The organism is Pandoraea thiooxydans, assembly GCF_001931675.1.
GTDB classification, from domain to species: domain Bacteria; phylum Pseudomonadota; class Gammaproteobacteria; order Burkholderiales; family Burkholderiaceae; genus Pandoraea; species Pandoraea thiooxydans.
Genome location: NZ_CP014839.1, coordinates 2,315,427 through 2,338,742, shown reverse-complemented (window position 1 = coordinate 2,338,742; position 23,316 = coordinate 2,315,427). Strand labels below are relative to the sequence as shown.

The window sequence follows — 23,316 nt, the reverse complement described above, 5'->3', positions numbered from 1 at the left end:
CGGATCAATGAAAGACATGTCCGTGCGTTTCGATCTGGCTGCCCTCGTGACCGAGCGCGGGGCTGGCGTGATGCAGCACGAGCCGCCAGCCGTCGGCTTCCTTCAGATAGATGTTGGTGGCGACCACGAATGCGTAGCGAGGCTGAGGTCCGTGCTCGACCAGCAATTGCTCGATAACGCTGTGAATCGCGCATAACGGATTGCGCGCGACCTGCCGGTGCGTGACCGTGATATCAAGGCTGCCGTGCGCCAGGATTTGCTCCCAGCTGCTGCGCACGGCCCCGACGCCGACCACGCGCGGACCAGCGGGATGAATGCATACGACGTCCTCGTCCTCCGACCAGACTTCCATCAACGCGTCGACGTCGCCGCGATTGAGCGCTTCGTAAAATGCCTGTTCGGCATCGTCAGGAGTGAGGAAAAAAGAGGTAGCCATGCCGCTTCCCGGTGTGTGGCGATCAGTCGGTCGATGCCAGAGCGTCGGCGACGATTGAGAACAATTCGTCGATTTGCCCGCGTTCGATGATGAGCGACGGTGACAGTGCAATGACGTCGCCAGTGGTGCGGATCATCAAGCCGCGCTCCCAGCAGTTGAGGAATACGTCGAAAGCACGGGCGCCCGGTGCACCCTCGCGCGGCTGCAACTCGATCGCCCCGATCAGGCCGATGTTGCGCAGGTCGGCCACGTGTCGGGCTTCCCGCAAGGCGTGCAATCTGTCTTCCCAATAGCCCGCCAGCGATGCAGCGCGCTCGAAGAGCGCTTCATCGCGGTAGAGATCGAGCGTGGCAAGCGCGGCGGCGCATGCCAGCGGGTGGGCCGAGTAGGTGTACCCGTGCGTCAGTTCGATGGCATTTTCCGGGCCGGTCATGAACGCGTCGTATATTTCCTCGCGCACCAACACCGCGCCCATCGGCACTGTGCCGCTGGTGAGCCCCTTGGCGGTGGTGATGATGTCCGGCTCGACGCCCAGCACGCCCGCGGCGAATGACCCGCCCAGTCTGCCGAAGGCGGTGATGACTTCGTCGAAAATCAACACGATGCCATATTTGTGGGTTATCTCGCGCAAACGCTCGAGATAACCTTTGGGCGGCACCAGCACGCCGGTCGAGCCGGCCACCGGTTCGACGATGACTGCTGCAATCGTCGATGCGTCGTGCAACTGCACCAGCCGCTCGAGGTCGTCAGCCAGATGCGCTCCCCAGGCCGGCTGCCCGCGGCTGAACGCATTGTGCGCCAGGTCATGAGTGTGGGGGAGGTGGTCGATACCCGGCAGCAGCGGCCCGAACAGTCGGCGGTTGGCGCCGATGCCGCCTACCGAGATGCCGCCAAAGCCGACGCCATGGTAAGCGCGCTCGCGGCCAATGAGCCGCGTGCGGGTGCCTTGCCCGCGCTGGCGCTGATACGCGATGGCGATTTTGAGCGCTGTATCGACCGATTCGGATCCGGAATTCGTGAAGAAGACGCGATTTAGCGACGCCGGTGCCAACCCGGCCAACCGGTTGGCCAGTTCGAAGGGCAAAGGCTGCCCAACCTGAAACGGCGGGGAGAAATCGAGGACGGCGGCTTGCCGCTGGATCGCCTCGACGATCGGCTTGCGGTTGTGGCCGGCATTACAGCACCACATCCCGGCGATCCCATCGAGCAGCCGGCGGCCGTCGACATCCGTGTAGTACATCCCTTCGGCTGAAGCGATAAGGCGCGGCGCAGCCTTGAACTGGCGGTTGGCCGTGAAAGGCATCCAGTAGGTATCCAGTTCGTCCCGGTCAAGCTTCAGGGTGTTGGACAGCGCCGCCATGTCTGGCTCCGGCGAATAGGGATGGATTGAAATATAGTGAGTTTTGGTGCCTTTGTCGATTGGCGCGAGATGTTCGGCCAAGCGCGCCGCGGTGCCGCCTTTTCGGCGCGTCGACGCGGGCGATCGGCCGCGCGTATTGGCCCGTTCAGCGGGGACGCGAGATCGCTGGCGCCTGGCAGCTTTCGCCGGCCAAATGCCGCAAGGCGTCGGGATCGGTGACTTTCAGGCGGCGCTGCTTGATCGACAAAACGCCGCTTTGTTGCAGGCGGGAGAACAGCCGGCTGACGGTTTCCAGCGTCAGCCCGAGGTAGCTGCCGATTTCCTCGCGGCTCATACGCAGCACGAACTCGTTGGCGGCGTAACCGCGCATCGACAGCCGCTCGGAAAGATTGAGCAGGAACACGGCCAGACGCTGCTCGGCCCGCATGGTGCCCAGCGACAGGAGCATGCGATGGTCGTTGCGGATCTCGAGACTCAACAGACGGTGCAGTTGCCGTTGCAGCGACGGCACCTGGGCCGACAGCTTTTCGAGTTCGGCAAAGCGCACCACGCAGACCTCGCTGTCCTCCAGGGCCACGGCGGTCGAGGCGTGACGCTCGTCGGCGATGGCATCGAGGCCGAGCAATTCGCCTTGGATATGCAGGCCGACGACTTGCTCGCGGCCATCTTCGGAATCGATATAGCTCTTGAGCGATCCGAAGCGCACGCCAAAAATGGCCCGCAGCGGGTCGCCATAGAGATAGAGCGCATCGCCTTTTTTCAATCGGATGCGCTCCGCTACCAGTTGGTCGAGCCGGGTCAATTCATTTTGGGGGATGCCCACAGGCAAGCAGAATTGGCTGAGAGAGCAGGCTGAACAACGGGGCGGCGGGGATGTCGGGCCGGATTGCGTTGTCATGGTTCCCTCTGAACTTAGCGTACGATTTTAGCACGAGGCCCGGTGACAGGGTACCGCCTCACTTGGCCCGCTGCCGGACATGCCGGCAGCGCCTGCTCTTCTTGCGAGGGGGGGCGACATAGTAATTCTGCGGTAATCGGATGGGAAACGACTTTACGGGCGAATCGCTTTGCGTAATAATTGACCCCGAACTGGGTGGCGAGATGTTTCTTCCTGAAAATCTCCAGGCAACCTAGTAAGCATTCGATATAACCGGGTTGCGCTGCCGTCTCCTCGACCGATCACAATCATCGGGCGCGCTCTTGTGTTGTTCCAGCACTCAATTTATTCCTGAGACCGGGTTGCAAAATCCCCGGCACTGCATAGCCGCATGAATACTCAAGAGGCGAAAATCGTCCTCGAGACAGCGTTGATTTGTGCCCAAGAGCCGCTAAAAGTCGGCGATTTGTGCAAGCTATTTGCCGAAGACGTTTCGGCGGGAGTCGTGCGCGCCCTGCTCGAGGAAATGCGCGGCGAATGGGAGGGACGGGGCGTGCAGTTGGTGGCGCTGGCGTCTGGCTGGCGGTTACAGAGCCGGCCCAGGATGCGTGAATATCTGGATCGACTCAACCCGGAAAAGCCGCCGAAGTACTCGCGCGCGGTGCTCGAGACGCTGGCAATCATTGCCTACCGGCAACCGGTGACGCGTGGCGATATCGAGGAAATTCGCGGCGTGACCGTCAACACCCAGATCATCAAGCAACTCGAAGAGCGCGGCTGGATTGACGTCATTGGGCATCGCGACGTGCCTGGCCGTCCGGCGCTGTATGCGACGACCAAGCAGTTTCTCGACGATCTTGGCTTGCAGGCGCTCGACGCCCTACCTCCACTCGAGGATCCCGCGGCGCAGTCGCAGATTGATTTGCTGGCGCAGCAAAATATCGTGTTTGACGATGGCGCGGGCGAGGCCGTCGCGGTTGCCGCGTCTGGCGAACCGGAGTCTTCGGTAGGTGACGCCGATGACGCGCCGCCGGCGCCTCTCGATGGCCCGCATGATGAAACAGACCCGCATGCCGATGCGGCGAGCGTGGCGTCCGCCGGCAATGCGCAGAGCCTCGACGAGCAGACGGCGCTGGCAGGTGATCCGGCCACGGTGGCATCGCCGTCGGATCAGGCGTTGGTGTCTGCGGATCCCGACGCCTCCGTGTCGGCGGCCGATGATGGCGCTGATCTGATTGCCGGGACGTGAACCCGGACGATCGTAGTTGCGATGGACGACGAGGGCGCCGCACCAATGGCCCCGCCGGCCTGCCTATTTGCATGAGTTGCCTGTGCGCGGCGTATGCCCGCGGCGGCTCTTTTTCTTTGAGGTTGTTTTGAAGCACAGCGAAGAGTCCAAGGAACTGAATCCGATTGACGCCAATGGCGAATCCGAGCGTGCCGTTGGAGAGGCGCAGAGCGCGGAGGACAAGCAGGCGCGCCGCGGTTTGCGGCGCGGTCCGCGAAGTCTGATCGCGCGCCGGCGTGCCGCTGGGCAAGGCAAGCGCGAAGGCGAGGGCGATTCGACGGCTGCGGGCGATGAGGGTGACGTGCCGACGCCGCCCGTCGCGGCTCAGGCACCGGGCGAACAACGGCAGCCAGGTGCGCGGCGCGGCAAGGGGCGTGGCAATGGCGGCGCGCGCGAGCGTGGCGGCAAGGCGCCTCGCCAGCCGGGTGCGGCAAAGCGTGCGGAAGATAATATCTTCGCCTATGTCACCTCGGAGTCGTTCGACAATGACAATAATGGCAGCGGCGTGCGTGCGCCGATGCTGCGCCGGGGACGCAAGCCGGTCACGGCCAAGCGGGTGCTCTCGCCGGATGAGGAAACGCCGAAATTGCACAAGGTGCTCGCGGATGCCGGCATGGGCTCGCGCCGCGAAATGGAAGAACTCATCATGGCCGGGCGCGTGTCGGTCAATGGCGAGCCCGCCCATATTGGCCAGCGCATCATGCCGACCGATCAGGTCCGCATCAACGGTAAGCTCATCAAGCGCAAAATCATTCAGCGACCGCCACGCGTGTTGCTGTATCACAAACCAGCCGGAGAGATCGTCAGTCACGCGGACCCCGAGGGCCGGCCGTCGGTTTTCGATAAATTGCCGCCGATCAAGTCAGCCAAATGGCTTGCGGTCGGCCGGCTGGACTTCAACACCGAGGGGCTGCTGATACTGACCACCTCCGGAGATCTGGCCAACCGCTTCATGCACCCCCGCTATGCCATCGAGCGAGAGTATGCGGTGCGGATCATGGGGGAGTTGACCGAGGGCGCGCGCCAGCAACTGCTCAAGGGCGTCGAACTGGAGGACGGACCGGCAAACTTCCTTCGTTTGCAGGACGGGGGTGGCGAGGGCTCGAACCGGTGGTATCACGTCGCACTGGCCGAGGGCCGCAATCGCGAGGTACGTCGAATGTTCGAGGCCGTCGGTCAAATGGTCAGCCGCTTGATTCGGACTCGGCATGGCCCGCTGACTTTGCCGCACGGGTTGCGGCGTGGCCGTTGGGAGGAACTGGACGAGTCACAGGTCCGGGCGTTGCTCAACGCGGTTGGTATGAAAATTCCGGGCGCGCAGCGTAGCGACGAGCGTCGCCCGGGCGAGAGTGGCGCGCCGCGCCGACAACCTGACCCGATGCAGACTGCGCTGGGATACTTCGGTAAGGAGCCGGGTTTCGGTCAGTCCCGTCGCGGGGGCGGCGGTGGTGCCGCCTGGGGAAACTACTCGCCGTCTCGCGGTGCCGACACCGCGAACAGGCATCCGGGGGGCGGCCGGGGGCGGGGTGGTCGCGGCCGATCCGGTTAGAGGTGCCGCGAGTGCCTGTGGGTGAGCCACCATAAGGCCGTGTTTGGTGCATCTGGGGCGCGAGCGGCGTTGCAAATTGGGTCAAAAACGTATAAAATCAAAAGATAAGCTAGTTTGCGCGTTGTGCAATATTTCCAGGGGCGCACCTCATGCGCAAAGAGGCGAGGAAAAATGGGCGTTCCGCCCATTTTTTTTTGCTTTTGCCGAAATGCACCTAGTGAGCGTTCGGCATACGATGAAGCCGATGAAAATAGGGTATTGACGCGAATTTTCAAAGGGTGAGCGAATTTGCAGCTTTCAGAATTGATCGAGACGACCGTCATCGGGTTAGGTTATGAGTTGGTCGATCTGGAACGATCCGGGGGCGGGCTGCTGCGCGTCTTTATCGATCAGCCGACTGGAGTCGGAATCGACGATTGCGAGAAGGTCAGCCGGCAATTGTCGCATGTGCTGACGGTGGAGAATGTCGATTACGATCGGCTGGAGGTGTCCTCCCCGGGGCTGGATCGGCCATTGCGCAAGCTGGCCGATTTTGTTCGTTTTGCGGGTTGTGAAGCTGCAGTGACGCTGCGCCAGCCTGTCTCGGGCCGTAAGCAGTTTCGTGGCATCCTGCATCCGCCCGTGGATGAAAGAATAAACCTGGAATTCGAAGGAAAGGACGGCCCGGCGATGCTGGAGTTTACGCTGTCGGATATTGACCGTGCGCGCCTGGTGCCGCAGATTGATTTTAGGAGTCGCAAACGATGAGTCGCGAAGTGTTGTTGTTGGTCGATGCGCTCGCGCGCGAGAAAAACGTCAATAAGGACGTCGTATTCGCCGCGCTGGAAGCGGCGCTGGCCTCGGCCACCAAGAAACGCTATCAGGAAGATGCCGATATTCGCGTGGCAATCGATCGCGAGAGCGGTGAGCACGAGTCTTTCCGCCGCTGGCTGGTAGTGCCCGACGAAGCGGGCTTGCAGGAGCCGGATCGGCAGATACTGCTGTTCGAGGCGCGTGAACAGATTCCCGACATCGAGGTCGACGATTACATCGAAGAACCGGTCGAGTCCATCGAGTTCGGTCGGATTGGCGCGCAGGCCGCCAAGCAGGTGATTTTGCAACGGATCCGCGATGCCGAGCGCGAGCAGATTCTGAACGATTTTCTCGAACGCGGCGAAAAGATCATGACCGGCACGGTCAAGCGCATCGACAAGGGCAACCTGATTGTCGAGTCAGGCCGAGTCGAGGCGCTGCTGCGCCGTGATCAATTGATTCCAAAGGAAAATTTGCGCGTCGGCGACCGCGCCCGTGCGTACATCGTCAAAGTCGACCGTACCGCTCGCGGACCGCAGATCGAATTGTCGCGCACTGCGCCGGAATTCCTCATCAAGCTGTTCGAGATCGAGGTGCCTGAAATCGAGCAAGGTCTGCTGGAAATCAAGTCGGCCGCGCGTGATCCAGGCGTACGTGCAAAAATAGCGGTTGTTGCTTACGATAAGCGTATCGACCCCATTGGTACCTGCGTCGGCATTCGTGGTACGCGAGTGCAGGCGGTGCGTAACGAGCTGGGCGGCGAGAACGTCGATATCGTATTGTGGTCGGAGGATCCGGCGCAATTCGTCATTGGGGCGCTGGCGCCTGCCGCGGTGCAGTCGATCGTGGTCGACGAAGAAAAGCACAGCATGGACGTGGTGGTCGATGAAAACGAACTGGCTGTGGCCATCGGGCGCAGCGGTCAGAACGTTCGTCTCGCCAGCGAGTTGACCGGCTGGCAGATCAACATCATGACGCCGGACGAATCGGCAGAAAAGCAAAACCAGGAGCAAGGTGAGCTGCGCCAGCTGTTCATGCAGCGCCTCGACGTCGATGAAGAAATGGCGGATATCCTCATCGAGGAAGGTTTCTCGAGTCTCGAGGAAATCGCCTACGTTCCACTCAACGAAATGCTCGAAATCGAGGCATTCGACGAGGATACGGTGCATGAACTGCGTAATCGCGCACGCGACGCGCTCCTGACGATGGCCATCGCCAGCGAAGAGAAGGTGGAAGGCGTAGCCCTCGATCTCAAGAGTCTCGATGGCATGACCACCGAGCTGCTGGCCAAGTTGGCCGAGCACAACATTCAGACGCGTGACGATCTGGCTGAATTGGACGTCGACGAACTGGTCGAGATGACGGCCATCGACGAAGAGCAGGCGAAGGCGCTGATCATGAAAGCGCGTGAGCATTGGTTCCAGTGATTTGCCAGATCGCATGCATATGGAACAGTAAATTTTGAGTTAACTGCAAGGACCGGGTCCTTGCCTGAAGAGGTTTGAATGGCGAGCATCAACGTAGCCCAATTTGCTGCAGAATTGAAAATGCCGGCCGGCGTGCTGCTGGAGCAATTGAAAGCCGCCGGTGTGGACAAGCGCAGCGCGGACGATTCACTGACTGAAGCCGACAAGGCGCAGCTGCTGGATCATTTGCGCCGGTCGCATGGCGCCGGTGACGGCGAGAAGAAAAAGATTACTTTGACGCGCCGTCAGACCTCCGAAATCAAACAGGCGGATTCCTCGGGTAAGGCCCGCACCATCCAGGTCGAAGTCCGCAAGAAGCGCGTCTTCGTCAAGCGGGACGATATTCCGATCGAGGTCGCCGAAGCGCAACCGGCCGAGCCTGTGGTCAGCGACGCGGAACTTGCTCGACGTGAAGAAGAAGCGCGGCGTCAGGCCGAGCTGCTGGCGCGTCAGGCGGAAGAGCTCAAGGAGCGCCAGGAGCGTTTGGCCCGCGAGGAAGCGGAACGCCAGGCCCGCGAAGCCGCTGCTGCCGAAGCCGAGCGCGAACGCGCCGCAGCCGCTGCCGCGGCAGAGCGCGTCGCCCAGCATGCGACGGCAACCGCCGAGCAGGAAACAACCGCTCAGGGCGAGGAGGGCGGCGCGACGCAGGCCGCTCAGGTCGACGCCAAAGAAGGCGCCGTTGCAGCGGCGCGCGAAGCGGAGGCGGCGCAAGCGCGCGCGGCCGCCGAGCAGGCGCGCGCCGAGGAAGATGAAATCCGCAAGCGGCGTGCGGCCGCCGAGTCCGAGGCGCGCGCCATTCGCGAGATGATGAATGCGCCGCGCAAAGTGCTCAAGGCGCCCGAGCCGCAACCGGCAGCCAAAACCGAAAGCAAGGGCACGCTTCACAAGCCGGCCAAGGCAGCCAAGCCCGAGGACAAGAAGGAAGAGAAAAAAACGGTCAGCACGACGGTTGCCGCGGCTGACAAGGGCAAGAAACCCGTCAAGCAGGCAGGTGCGCCGTCGACATGGCAGAAGGACGACGCCAGCCGCAAACGCAGCATCAAGACCCGCGGTGATTCGTCGGGTGGCGTCGGTGACGGCTGGCGCGGACCGAAAGGCCATCGCCGACATGCCCAGGAAGATCATCGTCAAGTGTTCCAGGCGCCTACCGAGCCGGTTGTGCGTGAAGTAATGGTGCCGGAAACCATTACCGTGGCTGACCTGGCCCACAAGATGTCGGTCAAGGCTTCCGAGGTGATCAAGCTGATGATGAAGCTTGGCCAGATGGTCACGATTAATCAGGTGCTCGATCAGGAAACCGCCATGATCGTGGTCGAGGAACTCGGGCACAAAGCCATTGCCGCCAAACTGGATGATCCGGAAACGGCGCTCGAGCTGGGTGGCGAGCACATCGACGCCGAGGCATTGCCGAGGCCCCCGGTGGTGACGGTGATGGGCCACGTCGATCATGGCAAGACCTCGCTGCTCGATTACATCCGCCGTGCCAAGGTGGCGGCGGGCGAAGCTGGCGGCATTACCCAACACATCGGCGCTTATCACGTGGAAACGCCGCGCGGCGTTGTCACGTTCCTCGATACCCCGGGGCACGAGGCATTTACCGCAATGCGCGCGCGTGGCGCACAATCGACCGATATCGTGATTCTGGTGGTCGCGGCCGACGACGGCGTGATGCCTCAGACCAAGGAAGCGATTGCACACGCCAAGGCTGCCGGCGTGCCCATTGTGGTGGCGCTCAACAAAATCGACAAGCCGGACGCGAATCCGGAGCGCGTCAAGCAGGAACTGGTCACCGAGGGCGTGGTGCCGGAAGAGTACGGCGGCGATTCGCCGTTCGTGCCGGTGTCGGCCAAAACGGGACAAGGCATCGATGACCTGCTGGAGAACGTCATTCTCCAGGCCGAGGTGCTTGAGCTGAAGGCGCCGGTCGAAGCGCCGGCCAAAGGCATCGTCATTGAAGCGAAGCTGGACAAAGGCAAGGGCCCGGTCGCCACGATTCTGGTGCAGTCCGGCACGCTGCATCGCGGCGACATGGTGCTGGCCGGGCAGGCTTACGGCCGCGTGCGGGCGATGCTCGACGAGATCGGCAAACCCACCAAAGAGGCGGGCCCGTCGATTCCTGTCGAGATCCAGGGGCTGTCCGAAGTGCCGGGCGCCGGCGAGGAAGTGCTGGTGCTGCCCGATGAGCGCAAGGCGCGTGAAATCGCATTGTTCCGTCAGGGCAAGTTCCGCGACGTGAAGCTTGCCAAGCAACAGGCGGCCAAGCTCGAAAACATGTTCGACCAGATGGCCGAGGGCGAAGTGCAGACCCTGGCGTTGATCGTCAAGGCCGACGTGCAGGGCTCGCAGGAAGCGCTGGTGCATGCTCTCAATAAGCTGTCGACCGCCGAAGTTCGGGTGCAGATCGTGCACGCCGCCGTCGGCGGTATCAGCGAGTCGGACGTCAACCTGGCCACGGCCTCGAAGGCGGTCATTATCGGCTTCAACACCCGTGCCGACGCGCTTGCGCGCAAGCTGGCCGAAGCCAATGGTATCGATATTCGCTACTACAACATCATCTACGACGCCGTGGATGAAGTGAAGGCCGCGATGTCGGGCATGCTGTCGCCGGAGAAGAAGGAAGAAATCACAGGCCTGGTGTCCGTGCGCCAGGTGTTCAAGGTGCCGAAGGTCGGAACGGTGGCCGGCTGTATGGTCCTCGAAGGCGTGGTCAAGCGATCGTCGTCGGTACGTGTGCTGCGCGACAACGTGGTCATCCACACTGGCGAACTGGATTCGCTCAAGCGCTTCAAGGACGACGTCAAGGAAGTCAAGGCCGGCTTCGAGTGCGGTATGTCGGTGAAGAACTTCAACGACATTCAGGAAGGCGATCAGTTTGAAGTTTTCGAAATCACGGAGGTTGCCCGTACCCTGTGACGCGACGCGGTGCCGGGCCGAGCCCCGGCGTCGCTGAGTCCTCGCGGTCTACGCGCTTGAGAGTTCGATGTCGAAAAAACGCAGTACGCCAGACCGCAATTTGCGCATCGCCGATCAGATCCAGCGTGATCTTTCGGCGATCATCATGCGCGAGATCAAAGACCCTCGGATCGGGATGGTCACGATTCAGAGCGTCTCACTGACGCCTGATTACGCTCACGCCAAGATCTATTTCACGACGCTTACCGGCGATCCGGAAAAAACTCGTGTCGCACTCAACGAGGCGGCCGGATTTCTCCGCAGTCTGCTGTTCAAATTGCTGCATATTCATACCGTGCCGACGCTGCATTTCGTGCATGACAAATCCATCGAGCAAGCCATCGAAATGTCAAAGCTGATCGATGCCGCCAACGCCGATCGGGCCAAAGACGACGAATGAGCCGTGCGGGCGGTCAGTGTTCGACCGCTCTTTTTTTGCCGACATGCCTGACCTCAAATCAAACGTAGAACGTAGACGTCCGCCCAGATTGCCTCTGAACGGCGTATTGCTGCTCGATAAACCGCTTGGACTGTCATCGAACGATGCGTTGATGCGCGCCAAGCGGCTTCTCAACGCGCAGAAGGCCGGCCATACCGGCACGCTTGATCCTTTGGCCACTGGGCTCTTGCCGCTGTGCTTTGGAGAAGCCACTAAATTCGCTCAGGATTTGCTCGATGCCGACAAGACGTATCTGGCCAGCGTGAGGCTCGGCGTGTGCACGACGACGGGCGATGCGGAAGGCGAGGTGGTGTCCGAGCGTCCCGTTAATGTCGGTTCGGACGACGTCGAAGCGATCTTGCCCCGGTTTACCGGCGCAATCGATCAGGTTCCGCCGATGTACTCGGCACTCAAGCGCGATGGCAAGCCCCTCTACGAGTATGCGCGAGCCGGACAAGTGCTCGCGCGCGAGCCGCGGCGCGTGACGATTCATCAACTCGAATTGATCGACAGTCAACTTCCTGACGCGCCAATGCTCACCTTGCGTGTGCGTTGCAGCAAGGGTACCTACGTGCGTACCCTTGCTGAGGATATTGGTGAGGCGTTAGGGTGCGGCGCCCATTTGACGGGGCTGCGCCGCATTGGTGTCGGCGCGCTGAGCCTGGATGGAGCCGTAACGCTCGAAGACCTGGAAGCGTTGGACGAAGGGCAGCGTGCGGCGCGATTGGCACCGCTCGATGCGTTGCTCCAGGCGTTGCCGAGCTTGACGCTTTCGGACGATCTGGCGCGTCGCTTTTGCCACGGGCAGCGGCTGAGACTGGACGACACTGCGGAGCCGTCGCTTTCACAGACTGCCGGCTCGGCTCAGACGTTGATAAGGGTCTACGGCCGCCTCGACCCCGAGCGAAAGCCGGCGCTTCTCGGTGTTGCAACACGCAGCGCGGATGGCTTGCTGGTGCCTCGCCGGCTTGTCGCGCAAAACTGAAAAACCCGCAATCGACAAAAGATTGCGGGTTTTTTTCCTCAATGGGCTCCTGCTGCCACGTCGGCGCCGCCAGAACTTTTGATGGGGCGCGTGAACCACACCAGGCCGATCATCAAGATGAACAGCACCGCCGAGATCCAGAAAATGTCGTTGGCGCCCAACATCGCCGACTGATTGGTGATCAAGCCGTCGATCATGCCATACGCTTGCTGGTGACTTAAACCCAGCGTAGTCAGTCCGTTGACGGCGTGATCGAAGATCGGATTGTAGACGTTCGCGCTTTCGGTCAATTGCGCATGGTGCAGCGATATCCGGTTGTCCCATAGGGTGGCGGTAATCGAGGTGCCGACGCCGCCGCATAGAATCCGCACGAAATTCGACAAACCCGCCGCTGCCGGGATGCGTCGTGCCGGCAAACCCGACAGGATGATGGCAGTGAGCGGAATGAAGAACATCGACATCGGGATGCCCTGCAGGAACGTTGGGATCAGCAACGTGTGTACGTCCACCTGCGTATTGAATTCCGAGCGCATATAGAACACCAGCGCAAAGAGCGCGAACGAGGCGGTGACGAGCCATCGCGCATCGACTTTGGGCAAGGTCTTGCCGATGACCGGCGAGAGCAATATGGCGAACAGTCCCACCGGGGCCAGGATCAGGCCGGCCTGAGTCGCGGTGTAGCCCAGATAGATCTGCAGCCATTGGGGCAGGATCACCAGGTTGCCGAAAAACAGGCCATACCCGACGGAAATGGCGACTACGCCTCCGGTGAAATTAATCCCCTTGAACAAGGTGAGGTCGACGACCGGGTATTTCTCGGTGATTTCCCACACGATAAAAAAGGCGAACGACACGATGGCGACCAAGGCCAGCGCCACGATCGTCGTCGAGTTGAACCAGTCGAGCTCCTTGCCTTTATCGAGCATGATCTGCAGCGACCCGACCCACAACACCAGCAGCGTCAAGCCGACCTTGTCGATGGGCTTGTGCTGAATCTGCGATTCGCGCGTGCGATAGATCGACCAGGTTACCGACGCCGCGAGAATGCCGATCGGAATATTGATATAGAAAATCCACGGCCACTGGTAATTATCTGAAATCCAGCCGCCCAGGATGGGACCGAGCACTGGCGCGACCAGCGTAGTCATGCCCCACATGGACAAGGCCATCGCGCTTTTCTGCTGCGGGTAACTGGAGAGCAACAGCGATTGCGACAGCGGAATCATTGGGCCGGCCACCGCGCCCTGGAGCACGCGGGCGGCCAGCAGAAAACCGAGGGTAGGCGCCATGCCGCACAGCCAGGACGAGATCACGAACAACAGTATCGACGAGATGAACAGGCGGACCTGGCCGAAGCGCTCGGTCAGCCATCCCGTTAGCGGTACCGAGATCGCATTGGCCACGGCGAATGACGTAATGACCCAGGTGCCCTGGCTTGCGGACACGCCAAGATCACCGGAAATCGCCGGGATCGACACATTGGCGATCGACGTGTCGAGCACGTTCATGAACGTCGCCAGCGACAGCGCGACGGTCCCGAGTACGAGTTGTCCGCCGCGCAGCGGCGCGGGTTGGGCGTGAGATGTCATAACCTGGCGCGGGGGTTACAGAAGTTTCGCCTTGGCCGGTTTTTCCGAGGATTCATCGGCGCTGGCATGTGCGCCCATGTTGTCCTCGATGATGCGGGCCACGATGGCGTCGGCCTGGTGTCCGATTTTCTCGAACACGTCGGTCTGGTAGGTCGGCATGGCTGGTGCGTTGCCGAGCGTCTTGCCTTCGGTGTTGTGCACGTCGACTTCGACTTGCATCGACAGGCCGATGCGCAGCGGATGCTTGGCAAGTTCCTTCGGATCCAGCGCAATGCGCACAGGCAGACGCTGCACTACCTTGATCCAGTTGCCGGTGGCGTTTTGCGCCGGCAGCAACGAGAAAGCGCTGCCGGTACCGGCCGAGAATCCGGCGACCGTGCCGTGGAATTTGACGCTCGAGCCATAGACGTCCGCCGTCATTTCCACCGGTTGTCCAACCCGCATATGCGCGATCTGCACTTCCTTGAAGTTCGCATCGACCCAGACTTCATTGAGCGGAACGATCGCCATCAACGGCGTGCCCGGCGCCACGCGCTGACCGACCTGGACGGCGCGTTTGGCAACATAACCGGAGACTGGCGCCGGGATCGACGCGCGGGCGTAGTCCAGGTACACCGCACGCAGTTTGTCGGCGGCTTGCCGTACTTGCGGATGGGTGGCAACAGTGGTCCTGTCGGTTAGCGCATGGTTCGACTGGAGCTGGCTGCGAGCCACCGCCAGCGCGGCTTCGGCCGTCTTGACGGCATCCTGCGCGTGTCCCAGTTCTTCGCGCGAGACCGCGCCGCTGGGCATGGCGATTTCACGGCGATGCAGGTCGGCACGGGCCTTGGCCAGATCGGCTTCACGCATTGCAACGGTCGCGGCCAGCGCCTGATTATCGACATACATCGTGCGCACCTGGCGCACCGTTTGCGCCAGATTGGCCTCGGCCTGCAGCAGCGCAACCCGTGCATCGGCCTGGTCGAGCTGCACGAGTGTCTGGCCTGCCTGCACCATTTGCGTGTCGTCGGCGTTCACGCCAGTCACCGTGCCACCTACTTGCGGCGTGATTTGTACCACGTTGCCGGATACATAGGCGTCGTCGGTGCTTTCATAGAAGCGCGCGTATAAACCCCAGTAGAGTCCATATCCGATGGCCGCCACGATGATCACGGCACTCAGCGTCAGCATCATGCGCTTGCGCTTGCCGTTGTTGCCGGCCGCGGCCGCTGGTGCGGGTTGGGCGGCTGCGCCCTGTTGGTTGTCACTCATAATCTGCTCCGTTGAAATCTTTCAATTTTTAAATTCGTTGGGCAACGTGCCGCTTCAATGAATTGCCGGAGCCGGTGAGGCCGCCTGAGCCACACTGCCCGATGACTGAGCCAGACCGGCCGCCTGGGCATCGAACCCGCCACCCATGGCCTTGATAAGCGCCATCTGCTGGTCACGGCGAGTGGCGACCAGATTGGCGCGCAATTGTTCTTGTGCCAGCAGGAACGATTCGGCGTTGAGCACAACCAGCTGTGGCGCCAGCCCGGCCCTGTAGCGGCTCACGGCCAGGTCATAGGCGCTTTTGGCTGCGTCGTAGGCTTGCGCCTGAGTCACCATTTGCTGGTCGGTCGAGTGAATGTTGCTCAGGCGGTCGGCAACGTCGGTCAAGGCGTCGTTCAGTGTCTTGTCGTACGAGGCGACGGCTTCTTCGTAACGCGCATACTCGCCCTTCAGGTTGGCACGCAGGCGCCCGCCATCGAAAATCGGCAGACTGATAGCCGGTCCGGCCTGTATTTGTTGGCTGGCGGCGGTGAACAATTGTCCCAGGCCGAACGAACTGAAGCCGATCGTCGCCATCAGGTTGATGTCCGGGTAGAAGCGCGCCTTGGCAACATCCACGCCCTTGAGTGCGGCTTCCACCTGCCAGCGCGCGGCAACGATATCCGGCCGACGGCCAAGCAGGTTGAGCGGCAGGTTGTCCGGGATGCGGGGGGAGGCGATCGTCGCGAGCCTCGGTCTGGCGATCTGCAGGCCGCGATCGGGGCCTTTGCCGAGCAGTGCGCCCAACTGATGCCGGGTTACGAGGATTTGTCCGTCCAACTGGCTCAATTGCGTTTTGGCGTCGGCGATGTTGCCTTGCGCCTGCTTGGTCTCGACTTCCGTATCCAGCCCGGCTTTCAGGCGATCGCGGGCCAGGCGGCTGAGCATTTCGCGTTGCTTCAATTCACGCACGAGCACGTCCCGCAGCGCGTACTGCTGGGCCAGCTGATTGTACGCGCGCGCTACCGCGGTGGCCACGGTCAGGCGTGCCTCCTGATCTGCGGCCTCTTCGGCTTTTTCCGCGGAAATGGCCTGAGCCTGGGCCGCGCGATTTTTGCCCCACAGATCCAGCTCGTAAGTCAGATTCGCCATCGCATCGCCCTGCGTGAACCAGGAGCCGCCATAGCCCGGCGGATAAATTGTGTGCTCGGTGAACTTTTGCCGGTAGACATCGCCGCTCACGCCGATCCTGGGCAAGAGCGCGGCCCCGGCGCCTTCGACCTGGGCGCGAGCAGCGGCCAGGCGCGCTTGCGCCATCTGCAAATCGGGATTGCCGGCCAGCGCCTCGTGAATCAATTGCTGAAGTTGGGGGTCGCCGAATTGAGCCGCCCAATCGGTCGTCGGCCATTGCCCGCCCTGGTTGGGCAGACTGCGTGCAGTTGCGTAGGCATTCGGTGATGCAATGTGCTTGTCACTGTGGATTCCCATGTAGTTCGCGCATCCGGACAGTCCCAGCACGGCAATGGCGATGCACGCCATGGAGAGAGTCCGCAGGCGAGGCATATTGGGATAGGTTGCTTGCATAGCAAAACCCTTAGTCATTGAATCGATGGATGGTAATACAACGCGTTAGAATGATTCTTCGGCATGAAATGATTGCTAACGCAATATTTATCCGATCTCGCTGTTGGCGATCACTCGCCGCAGCATGTCCTTCAAAAGAGCAACCTCGTCCGGGGTGAAACCTCGCAGCAGGCGGTCGGCGCAAGCGACGAAAATTTCCGGCATCCGCATGGCTTGCGCGCGGCCCTCGGCGGTCAGGGTCAAAATGACTGTACGCCGGTCCTCCCGGCTGCGTTCCCGGATCAGCAGACCATGCTTTTCGAGGCGATCGAGCAAGCGCGTCACTGCGCTTGCGTCGATGCAATACTCGCGCGAGAGGTCTGCGGCTGTGGTGCATTTCCCGGTGGCCAGCTTGTACAGCATGGTGGCCTGGGTGCTGGTCAGGCCGAAACGGGCGGTTTCCTGGGTCAGTTGCGCCATCAGCAGCGAACGAACACGCGCGACCAGGTAGCCGATGGAGTCTTCCATGTCATACCCGGGGTAGGGGGGTTGTTCAGGCGCGGGAAGGTCGGGTTGTGTCATTTTTGGTGCTCGTGCAATAGTTGCCTAGGCATGATTATAGCGACTGCTTAATTATTTGCAAGGCGTGTCAATAATTGACTATGCAATTATTGTGGTTGGACAACAACGTCCGACGAGCGACGCTATGTTTTTCGTATCGGCCTGCGTTTGCTTGTCATAAGCGAACAAGCCAGCCGTGCTAAAATGTTCGATTGCTCCAAAAACATTCTCTCCTTCTTTTCATGACCCGCGCCCTACGTAACATCGCCATCATTGCCCACGTTGACCACGGCAAGACCACGCTCGTCGACAAACTGCTGCGCCAATCCGGCACCTTCCGCGAGAACCAGCAAATCGCTGAGCGTGTGATGGATTCGAACGACATCGAAAAGGAGCGCGGCATCACGATTCTGGCCAAGAATTGCGCCGTGGAATATGGCGATACGCATATCAACATCGTCGACACGCCGGGACACGCCGATTTCGGCGGCGAGGTCGAGCGGGTGCTGTCGATGGTCGACAGTGTGCTGCTGCTGGTCGATGCGGTTGAAGGGCCGATGCCGCAGACGCGCTTCGTGACCCGCAAGGCGCTGGCGCTCGGGCTCAAGCCGATCGTGGTGGTGAACAAGATCGATCGGCCGGGCGCCCGCCCCGATTGGGTCATCAACCAGACGTTCGATTTGTTCGACAAGCTCGGCGCGACCGACGAGCAGCTGGATTTCCCGGTGGTTTATGCCTCCGCCCTGAATGGCTACGCGAGCCTCGATCCGAGCGTTCGCGAGGGGGATATGCGGCCGCTGTTCGAAGCGATTCTGGAGCACGTGCCCGTGCGTCCGGCCGACCCCGACGCACCGCTGCAGCTTCAGATTACCTCACTCGATTATTCGACCTACGTTGGCCGGATCGGTATCGGGCGCGTATCCCGCGGTCGCATTCGTCCGGGGCAACCGGTGGCGATGCGCTTCGGCCCGGAAGGTGAAGTGTTCAATCGAAAGATCAATCAGGTCCTGTCGTTCAAGGGGCTCGAACGGGTTCAGGTGGAGAGCGCGGAAGCAGGCGACATCGTGTTGATCAACGGGATCGAGGATATCGGCATCGGGGCGACGATCTGCGCCGTCGAGCAGCCCGAGGCGCTGCCGATGATCAGTGTCGACGAGCCGACGCTGACGATGAATTTTTGCGTCAATACGTCGCCGCTGGCGGGGCGCGAAGGCAAGTTCATCACCAGCCGGCAGATTCGCGAACGCCTGATGCGCGAATTGAACCACAACGTCGCATTGCGCGTAAAAGACACGGATGACGAAACCATCTTCGAAGTGTCCGGCCGTGGCGAATTGCACCTGACCATTCTCGTCGAGAACATGCGCCGCGAAGGCTACGAGCTTGCCGTGTCGCGCCCGCGCGTGGTCATGAAGGAGATCGACGGGGTCAAGCACGAGCCCTACGAACTGCTGACGGTCGACGTCGAAGACGGCCACCAGGGCGCGGTGATGGAAGAGTTGGGCCGCCGTAAGGGTGAGTTGATCGACATGGCATCCGACGGTCGAGGCCGCACGCGGCTGGAATACCGCATTCCGGCGCGCGGCCTGATCGGTTTTCAGGGAGAATTCCTGTCGATGACCCGCGGTACCGGGCTCATCAGTCATATTTTCGACGCCTATGCGCCGGTGCGTGAAGGCAATCTGGGCGAACGCCGCAATGGCGTGCTGATTTCCCAAGACGATGGCGCCGCGGTCGCCTATGCGCTGTGGAAACTGCAAGACCGCGGCCGTATGTTCGTCAAGCCCGGCGATGCGCTCTACGAAGGGATGATCATCGGCATTCACAGCCGCGACAACGACCTGGTGGTCAATCCGATCAAGGGCAAACAACTGACCAACGTGCGCGCCTCTGGTACGGACGAAGCCGTGCGCCTGGTGCCCGCGATCCAGATGTCGCTCGAGTACGCGGTCGAGTTCATCGACGACGACGAGTTGGTCGAAATCACGCCGCAGTCGATTCGCCTGCGCAAGCGCTTCCTGAAAGAGCACGAGCGCAAGAAGGCCTCGCGCGAAGAGCGGACCTGAGCTCCGGCCCGCGTGTGCTGCCGGCACTCGGCCGGCACGTTTGCGCTACGATGAAAGCCGGTGCGACGCACCGGCTTTTTTCTTTACCTCTTGCCTCGATACTGCATCATGTCCGAATTCATCGAAACACGGATCGTCAATCACGTCGGCCTGATCACCTTGAATCGGCCAAAAGCCTTGAACGCGCTGTCGCCTGACATGATCCGGGCGCTGATGGCCGCGCTCGCGCAATGGGCCGAAGATCCCGAGGTCTACGCCGTATTCGTGCGAGGCGCCGGCGAGAAAGGATTTTGCGCGGGCGGAGATATTCGCTACTTCTATGAGACGGCGCAGCGCGAGCGCGCTGCACTGCTGCCGTATTTCGTCGACGAGTACGCACTAGACTATCTGATCGCGACCTATCCAAAACCGTACATCGCATTGCTCGACGGCATCGTGATGGGCGGGGGCATGGGAATCTCGCAAGGCGCCGCCTTGCGTATCGTCACCGAGACGACGCGCATGGCCATGCCGGAGACGCAGATTGGATTGTTCCCCGACGTTGGCGGCGGATATTTTCTGGCGCGAGTGCCGGGACGCATTGGCGATTACCTGGGCACCACCGGTGTGGCGATCGGGGCGGCCGATGCGCTCTATGCCGGCCTGGCGGATATTTATCTGCCGCGCAACATGACGGCGGATCTTCTCTCGTTACTGGAGACCGAGCCGTGGCGCGACGGCAACGCAGTGGTGGCACGCGTGCGCGCCATGGCCGACGGCCACGTTGCGCCGCCGCCGCGCGATATGGCACTGAAAGATTTGCGCGACGCCATCGACATGCATTTTTCCTGCGAGAGCGTATCAGCGATTCTGGCATCGCTGTCGCGCGAGGCACGTTGCGAATTCAGCGAGTGGGCGCAGCACGTCGAGGCGCAGCTGCGCAAGCGGTCACCGTTGATGGTGTGCGTGACGCTCGAGCAAATTCGCCGCGCACGTTCGAAGTCGCTCTCACTGGCAGACGAATTGCGAGTCGAACTGTCGATGATGAAGCGCGTGTTCGACGGTCACGACGGGCTGGAGGGCATTCGTGCCCTGGCTATAGACAAGGATCATGCGCCACGGTGGCTTCCGGCTAGTCTCGACCAAGTCGACGCGATGCAAGTGGAGCGATTCTTCGAGAGCGAGTGGCCGGCCCAGGCGCATCCGCTGGCGCAACTGGGTGTGTAGGGCACGAACGATAGCGCGCGGGCGTTGTCGTACCGAGCCTGGAGCAGCGACAGGGCGATGCGCACGACCGCGGTCACGCCTCGATATGGCAATAGCGTTCTGCGAGAGATTGATCCAGCTTGTGGCAGATATCGTTGATATTGCCGACCATGATAATGTGCGAAGGGCCGCGATACACCCGAACCGGGCGCGGTGAGCGCAGCGCGCGGACTGAGACAGTGCTGGCGGCGGGCGCGCGCGAGGCGCGTATGAAAGAAAATAATTTACCCATGATCCCATCCTTGCAAAGCGTGAAGTGAAGGGCCCGTTGCCGATGCTTTTTGATGTATTTCATGACGCACGTCGGTGCGATGCGTCAGCGACGGGGAAAAAAATATTTTCGATGCAAATTACAATTCGCTGGTGCGGATCAGGCCGACGGCAATGCCCTCAAGCGAGAAATCTTCAGGGTTCCCGGTCACGACGATATTCTGAAAATCCGGGTTTTCCGCAATCAACTCAACTCCGCCCGGGCGTCGTTTCAGGCGCTTGACGGTTACCTCGTCACCCAGCCGGGCCACCACGATCTGGCCATCGCGGGCATCGCTCGCACGCTGTACGGCAAGCAGATCGCCGTCCAGAATGCCGGCATCGCGCATGCTGAGCCCGCGTACCTTCAACAAGTAATCCGGTTGGCGGGCGAACAGCGCCGGGTCGCACTGATAGTGGGCTTCGATGTGTTCCTGCGCGAGGATGGGGCTGCCTGCGGCGACCCGGCCAATCAGCGGGAGCGACAATTGCATCAGCGCCATGTGAGGCAGCGTGAACTGATGCGGGGTGTCGTCATCGCCGAGCGCCTTGACGCGAATGCCGCGCGACGTGCCTGCCGCGAGTTCGATGACGCCCTTGCGTGCCAGGGCGCGCAGGTGCTCTTCGGCGGCGTTGGCGGAACTGAAGCCGAGCTCCGCGGCAATTTCGGCCCGAGTGGGCGGAAATCCGGTGCGCTCGATGGCTTGGCGGACCAGGTCATAGACCTGTTGTTGGCGGGCAGTGAGTTTGTGCATGGTTACTGTATGGAAGTACAGGCAACTGTATTTTTGTACAGTATTCTGATTTATGCAAGCAGAACTTCATGTCGATTCTCAAGTCGGGCCGAGGCCGGCCCGATTGGAGACGTCGCCATGCGCCGCGATATCCGTACCAGCGTTGCCGCGCCAATGATCGGCGGCAATCGCCGCTCATGGATGACCCCAAATTGATGAATGCGGCGAATTGGCTACAATCGCGGTCATGAAAACATCCTCTTCCATGTCCGGGCACGGCAGTGCTCTCCGTTTGCCCCAGGTCGTCCTGTTGGCCACTGGCGGCACGATTGCCGGCTACGCGGCCGACGCCGGTCGCACCGCGACCTATCAGGCCGGCGCGCTCAATATCGAAACATTGCTGGCCGCTGTCCCGGGCTTGACCGACGTCGCACGCATGCGGTCCGAACAGGTTGCGCAAATCGACAGCAAGGACATGACGTGTGCGTTGTGGCTGACCTTGGCCGAGCGGGTCAATGCCGTGCTGGCCGAGCCGGACGTGGATGGCGTCGTGATTACACACGGCACCGATACGCTGGAGGAGACGGCCTATTTCCTTCATTTGACGGTCAAAAGCAACAAGCCGGTTGTGATGACTGCCGCCATGCGGCCCGCCACGGCGCTATCGGCCGACGGGCCGCTCAATCTGCTCAATGCGGTACGGGTCGCTGCCCATCCGGAGGCCGCCGGGCAGGGCGTCCTGGTGGTCGTCAATCATCAGATTCATTGTGCGCGGGATGTCGTCAAGACCAGCACCTATTCGGTCCAGGCGTTCCAGTCGCCCGAGATTGGTGTACTGGGCTGGGTGCAAGACGAGTGGGTCGAATTGCAGCGCCGCGCGCTGCGGCGCCACACGGTACAAAGCGAGTTCGACGTGGCGGGGCGGCACGCGCTGCCGATGGTCGAAGTGCTCTCCAGTTATGCGAATGCTTCGACCGTGCCGGTCGAGGCGCTGGTGAGCGCCGGGGTGCGAGGGCTGGTCGTGGCGGGCACCGGCAACGGTTCGCTGTACGGTCCGCTGCAGCAGGCGCTGGCCGACGCTGCCAGGCAAGGCGTGCGGGTGGTGCGTGCCTCGCGCACCGGGGCCGGGCACGTGATGCGCAACGGTGCGGCCGCCGATGACACGCTGGGCTTCGTCAGCGCGGGCAATCTGCAACCGTACAAGGCGCGCGTGCTCGCGATGCTGGCACTGGCGCACGATATGCCCACCGATCGCTGGCAGTCGCTGTTCGAGGTTTATTGAACGAACCAAGCTTGCGGGTGCCGGTCAACTTCTACATCGACTGGCTCCGCCTATCTCCTGTGCAAACTCATCCCCCCATGCGTCGACGCCGCTTTCTTGAAATCATGCTCGGCGGCAGTGTGCTGACGCTGGCGCCGCTACCGGCGCTGGCGTCGCCGACATTTCCGTTCATCCCCGATCACTACACCTTCTCGCGTGCGCAGGTGCAAGCCGCGGTGGCCCGGAAGTTCCCGTTTCACCGGGCCGTTGCGCAAGTATTCTCAATGGATCTGACGCATCCCGAAATCGCTTTGCAGCCGGCCCAAAATCGGTTGGCTTTGACGGTGGATGCGCTCATCAGCAGCCCATTCATGGTGCCGCAAACGCTGAACGGGACTTTTGTGCTGGTGGGCGGGCTCGCCTATGACGCTGCGACCCGTTCGGTCGTGGTGCGCGATCCTGCGGTCACGCAGGCCGACTTCGGGCCAGCCACGGCCATCTACGGTCAGCAGATCGATATGGCGGCCAATATGCTGGCCAGCCAGGTTCTTCAAAATTATCCGATCTATACCTTCAAGCCCAACCAGCTCACCTTCGCCGGCGTGCAATTCCAACCCGGCGCCATCACCGTCGTGCCGGCCGGCGTACGGGTCGAAATCGTCGAACGCTGACGC

19 protein-coding genes and 1 pseudogene are annotated in these 23,316 nt (G+C 61.5%); 11 read left to right on the top strand and 9 right to left on the bottom strand.

Annotated elements, in window-relative coordinates:
• Positions 1-4 precede the first annotated feature (4 nt).
• From PATSB16_RS10735 to fnr, 3 genes are all read right to left on the bottom strand, one after another.
• Positions 5-436 carry a YybH family protein gene (locus PATSB16_RS10735; RefSeq protein WP_047214125.1) on the bottom strand — a complete coding sequence of 144 codons (432 nt, stop codon included), beginning with the start codon at positions 434-436 and terminating at the stop codon, positions 5-7.
• 22 nt (positions 437-458) lie between these two features.
• Entirely contained in the window at positions 459-1,796 is a 1,338-nt protein-coding gene (gene aptA, locus PATSB16_RS10730) for an omega-aminotransferase AptA (RefSeq protein WP_047214124.1), read from the bottom strand.
• Positions 1,797-1,941: 145 nt separating this feature from the next.
• A complete protein-coding gene (gene fnr / locus PATSB16_RS10725) occupies positions 1,942-2,694 on the bottom strand; it encodes a fumarate/nitrate reduction transcriptional regulator Fnr (protein ID WP_047214123.1) in 753 nt (250 codons plus the stop codon).
• 370 nt (positions 2,695-3,064) lie between these two features.
• Here fnr and scpB point away from each other — a divergent pair.
• From scpB to truB, 7 genes and pseudogenes are all read left to right on the top strand, one after another.
• A pseudogene (scpB, locus tag PATSB16_RS10720) lies at positions 3,065-3,638 on the top strand (SMC-Scp complex subunit ScpB); the annotation flags it as partial.
• A 447-nt stretch (positions 3,639-4,085) separates the two neighbouring features.
• Positions 4,086-5,510 (top strand): 23S rRNA pseudouridine(2605) synthase RluB, encoded by a 1,425-nt coding sequence (gene rluB / locus PATSB16_RS10715; protein ID WP_237170365.1) that lies wholly within the window; start codon positions 4,086-4,088, stop codon positions 5,508-5,510.
• Between the two features lie 288 nt (positions 5,511-5,798).
• Positions 5,799-6,257, top strand: coding sequence for a ribosome maturation factor RimP (gene rimP, locus PATSB16_RS10710; RefSeq protein ID WP_047214122.1), 459 nt, complete (start codon positions 5,799-5,801; stop codon positions 6,255-6,257).
• Entirely contained in the window at positions 6,254-7,729 is a 1,476-nt protein-coding gene (gene nusA, locus PATSB16_RS10705) for a transcription termination factor NusA (protein ID WP_047214121.1), read from the top strand. Before rimP ends, nusA begins: the two co-directional genes overlap by 4 nt.
• A 78-nt stretch (positions 7,730-7,807) precedes the next feature.
• Entirely contained in the window at positions 7,808-10,681 is a 2,874-nt protein-coding gene (gene infB, locus PATSB16_RS10700) for a translation initiation factor IF-2 (protein WP_047214120.1), read from the top strand.
• Positions 10,682-10,748: 67 nt separating this feature from the next.
• Complete coding sequence (gene rbfA / locus PATSB16_RS10695) at positions 10,749-11,120, top strand: 30S ribosome-binding factor RbfA (RefSeq protein WP_047214119.1); 372 nt, start codon at positions 10,749-10,751, stop codon at positions 11,118-11,120.
• A 43-nt stretch (positions 11,121-11,163) separates the two neighbouring features.
• Positions 11,164-12,144, top strand: a complete 981-nt coding sequence (truB, locus tag PATSB16_RS10690; protein ID WP_047216473.1) for a tRNA pseudouridine(55) synthase TruB — start codon at positions 11,164-11,166, stop codon at positions 12,142-12,144.
• 38 nt (positions 12,145-12,182) lie between these two features.
• On the opposite strand, the gene PATSB16_RS10685 is transcribed toward truB, so the two are convergent.
• From PATSB16_RS10685 to PATSB16_RS10670, 4 genes are all read right to left on the bottom strand, one after another.
• Positions 12,183-13,733, bottom strand: coding sequence for a DHA2 family efflux MFS transporter permease subunit (locus PATSB16_RS10685; protein ID WP_047214118.1), 1,551 nt, complete (start codon positions 13,731-13,733; stop codon positions 12,183-12,185).
• 15 nt (positions 13,734-13,748) lie between these two features.
• Complete coding sequence (locus tag PATSB16_RS10680) at positions 13,749-14,984, bottom strand: HlyD/EmrA/EmrK family protein (protein WP_047214117.1); 1,236 nt, start codon at positions 14,982-14,984, stop codon at positions 13,749-13,751.
• A 54-nt stretch (positions 14,985-15,038) separates the two neighbouring features.
• Positions 15,039-16,502 (bottom strand): efflux transporter outer membrane subunit, encoded by a 1,464-nt coding sequence (locus tag PATSB16_RS10675; RefSeq protein ID WP_237170219.1) that lies wholly within the window; start codon positions 16,500-16,502, stop codon positions 15,039-15,041.
• A gap of 132 nt (positions 16,503-16,634) precedes the next feature.
• Complete coding sequence (locus PATSB16_RS10670) at positions 16,635-17,108, bottom strand: MarR family winged helix-turn-helix transcriptional regulator (RefSeq protein WP_047214115.1); 474 nt, start codon at positions 17,106-17,108, stop codon at positions 16,635-16,637.
• Positions 17,109-17,329: 221 nt separating this feature from the next.
• Between PATSB16_RS10670 and typA the strand changes: the two genes are divergently transcribed.
• On the top strand, positions 17,330-19,153 hold the full coding sequence (typA, locus tag PATSB16_RS10665; RefSeq protein ID WP_047214114.1) for a translational GTPase TypA: 1,824 nt from the start codon (positions 17,330-17,332) through the stop codon (positions 19,151-19,153).
• 108 nt (positions 19,154-19,261) lie between these two features.
• Complete coding sequence (locus PATSB16_RS10660; protein WP_047214113.1) at positions 19,262-20,359, top strand: enoyl-CoA hydratase/isomerase family protein; 1,098 nt, start codon at positions 19,262-19,264, stop codon at positions 20,357-20,359.
• Positions 20,360-20,432: 73 nt separating this feature from the next.
• On the opposite strand, the gene PATSB16_RS10655 is transcribed toward PATSB16_RS10660, so the two are convergent.
• The gene (locus PATSB16_RS10655) at positions 20,433-20,693 is read right to left on the bottom strand and encodes a hypothetical protein (protein ID WP_047214112.1); all 261 of its coding nucleotides are present in this window, start codon (positions 20,691-20,693) and stop codon (positions 20,433-20,435) included.
• A 55-nt stretch (positions 20,694-20,748) separates the two neighbouring features.
• Positions 20,749-21,402 carry a transcriptional repressor LexA gene (lexA, locus tag PATSB16_RS10650; RefSeq protein ID WP_047214111.1) on the bottom strand — a complete coding sequence of 218 codons (654 nt, stop codon included), beginning with the start codon at positions 21,400-21,402 and terminating at the stop codon, positions 20,749-20,751.
• Between the two features lie 226 nt (positions 21,403-21,628).
• Between lexA and PATSB16_RS10645 the strand changes: the two genes are divergently transcribed.
• On the top strand, positions 21,629-22,663 hold the full coding sequence (locus PATSB16_RS10645; protein WP_047214110.1) for a type II asparaginase: 1,035 nt from the start codon (positions 21,629-21,631) through the stop codon (positions 22,661-22,663).
• A 77-nt stretch (positions 22,664-22,740) separates the two neighbouring features.
• Complete coding sequence (locus tag PATSB16_RS10640; protein WP_047214109.1) at positions 22,741-23,313, top strand: DUF1439 domain-containing protein; 573 nt, start codon at positions 22,741-22,743, stop codon at positions 23,311-23,313.
• Positions 23,314-23,316: the final 3 nt, after the last annotated feature.

Bases quoted from the DNA above. Each gene is read 5' to 3' on its own strand.
- PATSB16_RS10735 (WP_047214125.1), bottom strand. From the start codon at position 436: ATGGCTACCTCTTTTTTCCTCACTCCTGACGATGCCGAACAGGCATTT.
- aptA (WP_047214124.1), bottom strand. From the start codon at position 1,796: ATGGCGGCGCTGTCCAACACCCTGAAGCTTGACCGGGACGAACTGGAT.
- fnr (WP_047214123.1), bottom strand. From the start codon at position 2,694: ATGACAACGCAATCCGGCCCGACATCCCCGCCGCCCCGTTGTTCAGCC.
- nusA (WP_047214121.1), top strand. From the start codon at position 6,254: ATGAGTCGCGAAGTGTTGTTGTTGGTCGATGCGCTCGCGCGCGAGAAA.
- infB (WP_047214120.1), top strand. From the start codon at position 7,808: ATGGCGAGCATCAACGTAGCCCAATTTGCTGCAGAATTGAAAATGCCG.
- rbfA (WP_047214119.1), top strand. From the start codon at position 10,749: ATGTCGAAAAAACGCAGTACGCCAGACCGCAATTTGCGCATCGCCGAT.
- truB (WP_047216473.1), top strand. From the start codon at position 11,164: ATGCCTGACCTCAAATCAAACGTAGAACGTAGACGTCCGCCCAGATTG.
- PATSB16_RS10685 (WP_047214118.1), bottom strand. From the start codon at position 13,733: ATGACATCTCACGCCCAACCCGCGCCGCTGCGCGGCGGACAACTCGTA.
- PATSB16_RS10680 (WP_047214117.1), bottom strand. From the start codon at position 14,984: ATGAGTGACAACCAACAGGGCGCAGCCGCCCAACCCGCACCAGCGGCC.
- PATSB16_RS10675 (WP_237170219.1), bottom strand. From the start codon at position 16,502: ATGGCGTGCATCGCCATTGCCGTGCTGGGACTGTCCGGATGCGCGAAC.
- PATSB16_RS10670 (WP_047214115.1), bottom strand. From the start codon at position 17,108: ATGACACAACCCGACCTTCCCGCGCCTGAACAACCCCCCTACCCCGGG.
- typA (WP_047214114.1), top strand. From the start codon at position 17,330: ATGACCCGCGCCCTACGTAACATCGCCATCATTGCCCACGTTGACCAC.
- PATSB16_RS10660 (WP_047214113.1), top strand. From the start codon at position 19,262: ATGTCCGAATTCATCGAAACACGGATCGTCAATCACGTCGGCCTGATC.
- PATSB16_RS10655 (WP_047214112.1), bottom strand. From the start codon at position 20,693: ATGAAATACATCAAAAAGCATCGGCAACGGGCCCTTCACTTCACGCTT.
- lexA (WP_047214111.1), bottom strand. From the start codon at position 21,402: ATGCACAAACTCACTGCCCGCCAACAACAGGTCTATGACCTGGTCCGC.
- PATSB16_RS10645 (WP_047214110.1), top strand. From the start codon at position 21,629: ATGAAAACATCCTCTTCCATGTCCGGGCACGGCAGTGCTCTCCGTTTG.
- PATSB16_RS10640 (WP_047214109.1), top strand. From the start codon at position 22,741: ATGCGTCGACGCCGCTTTCTTGAAATCATGCTCGGCGGCAGTGTGCTG.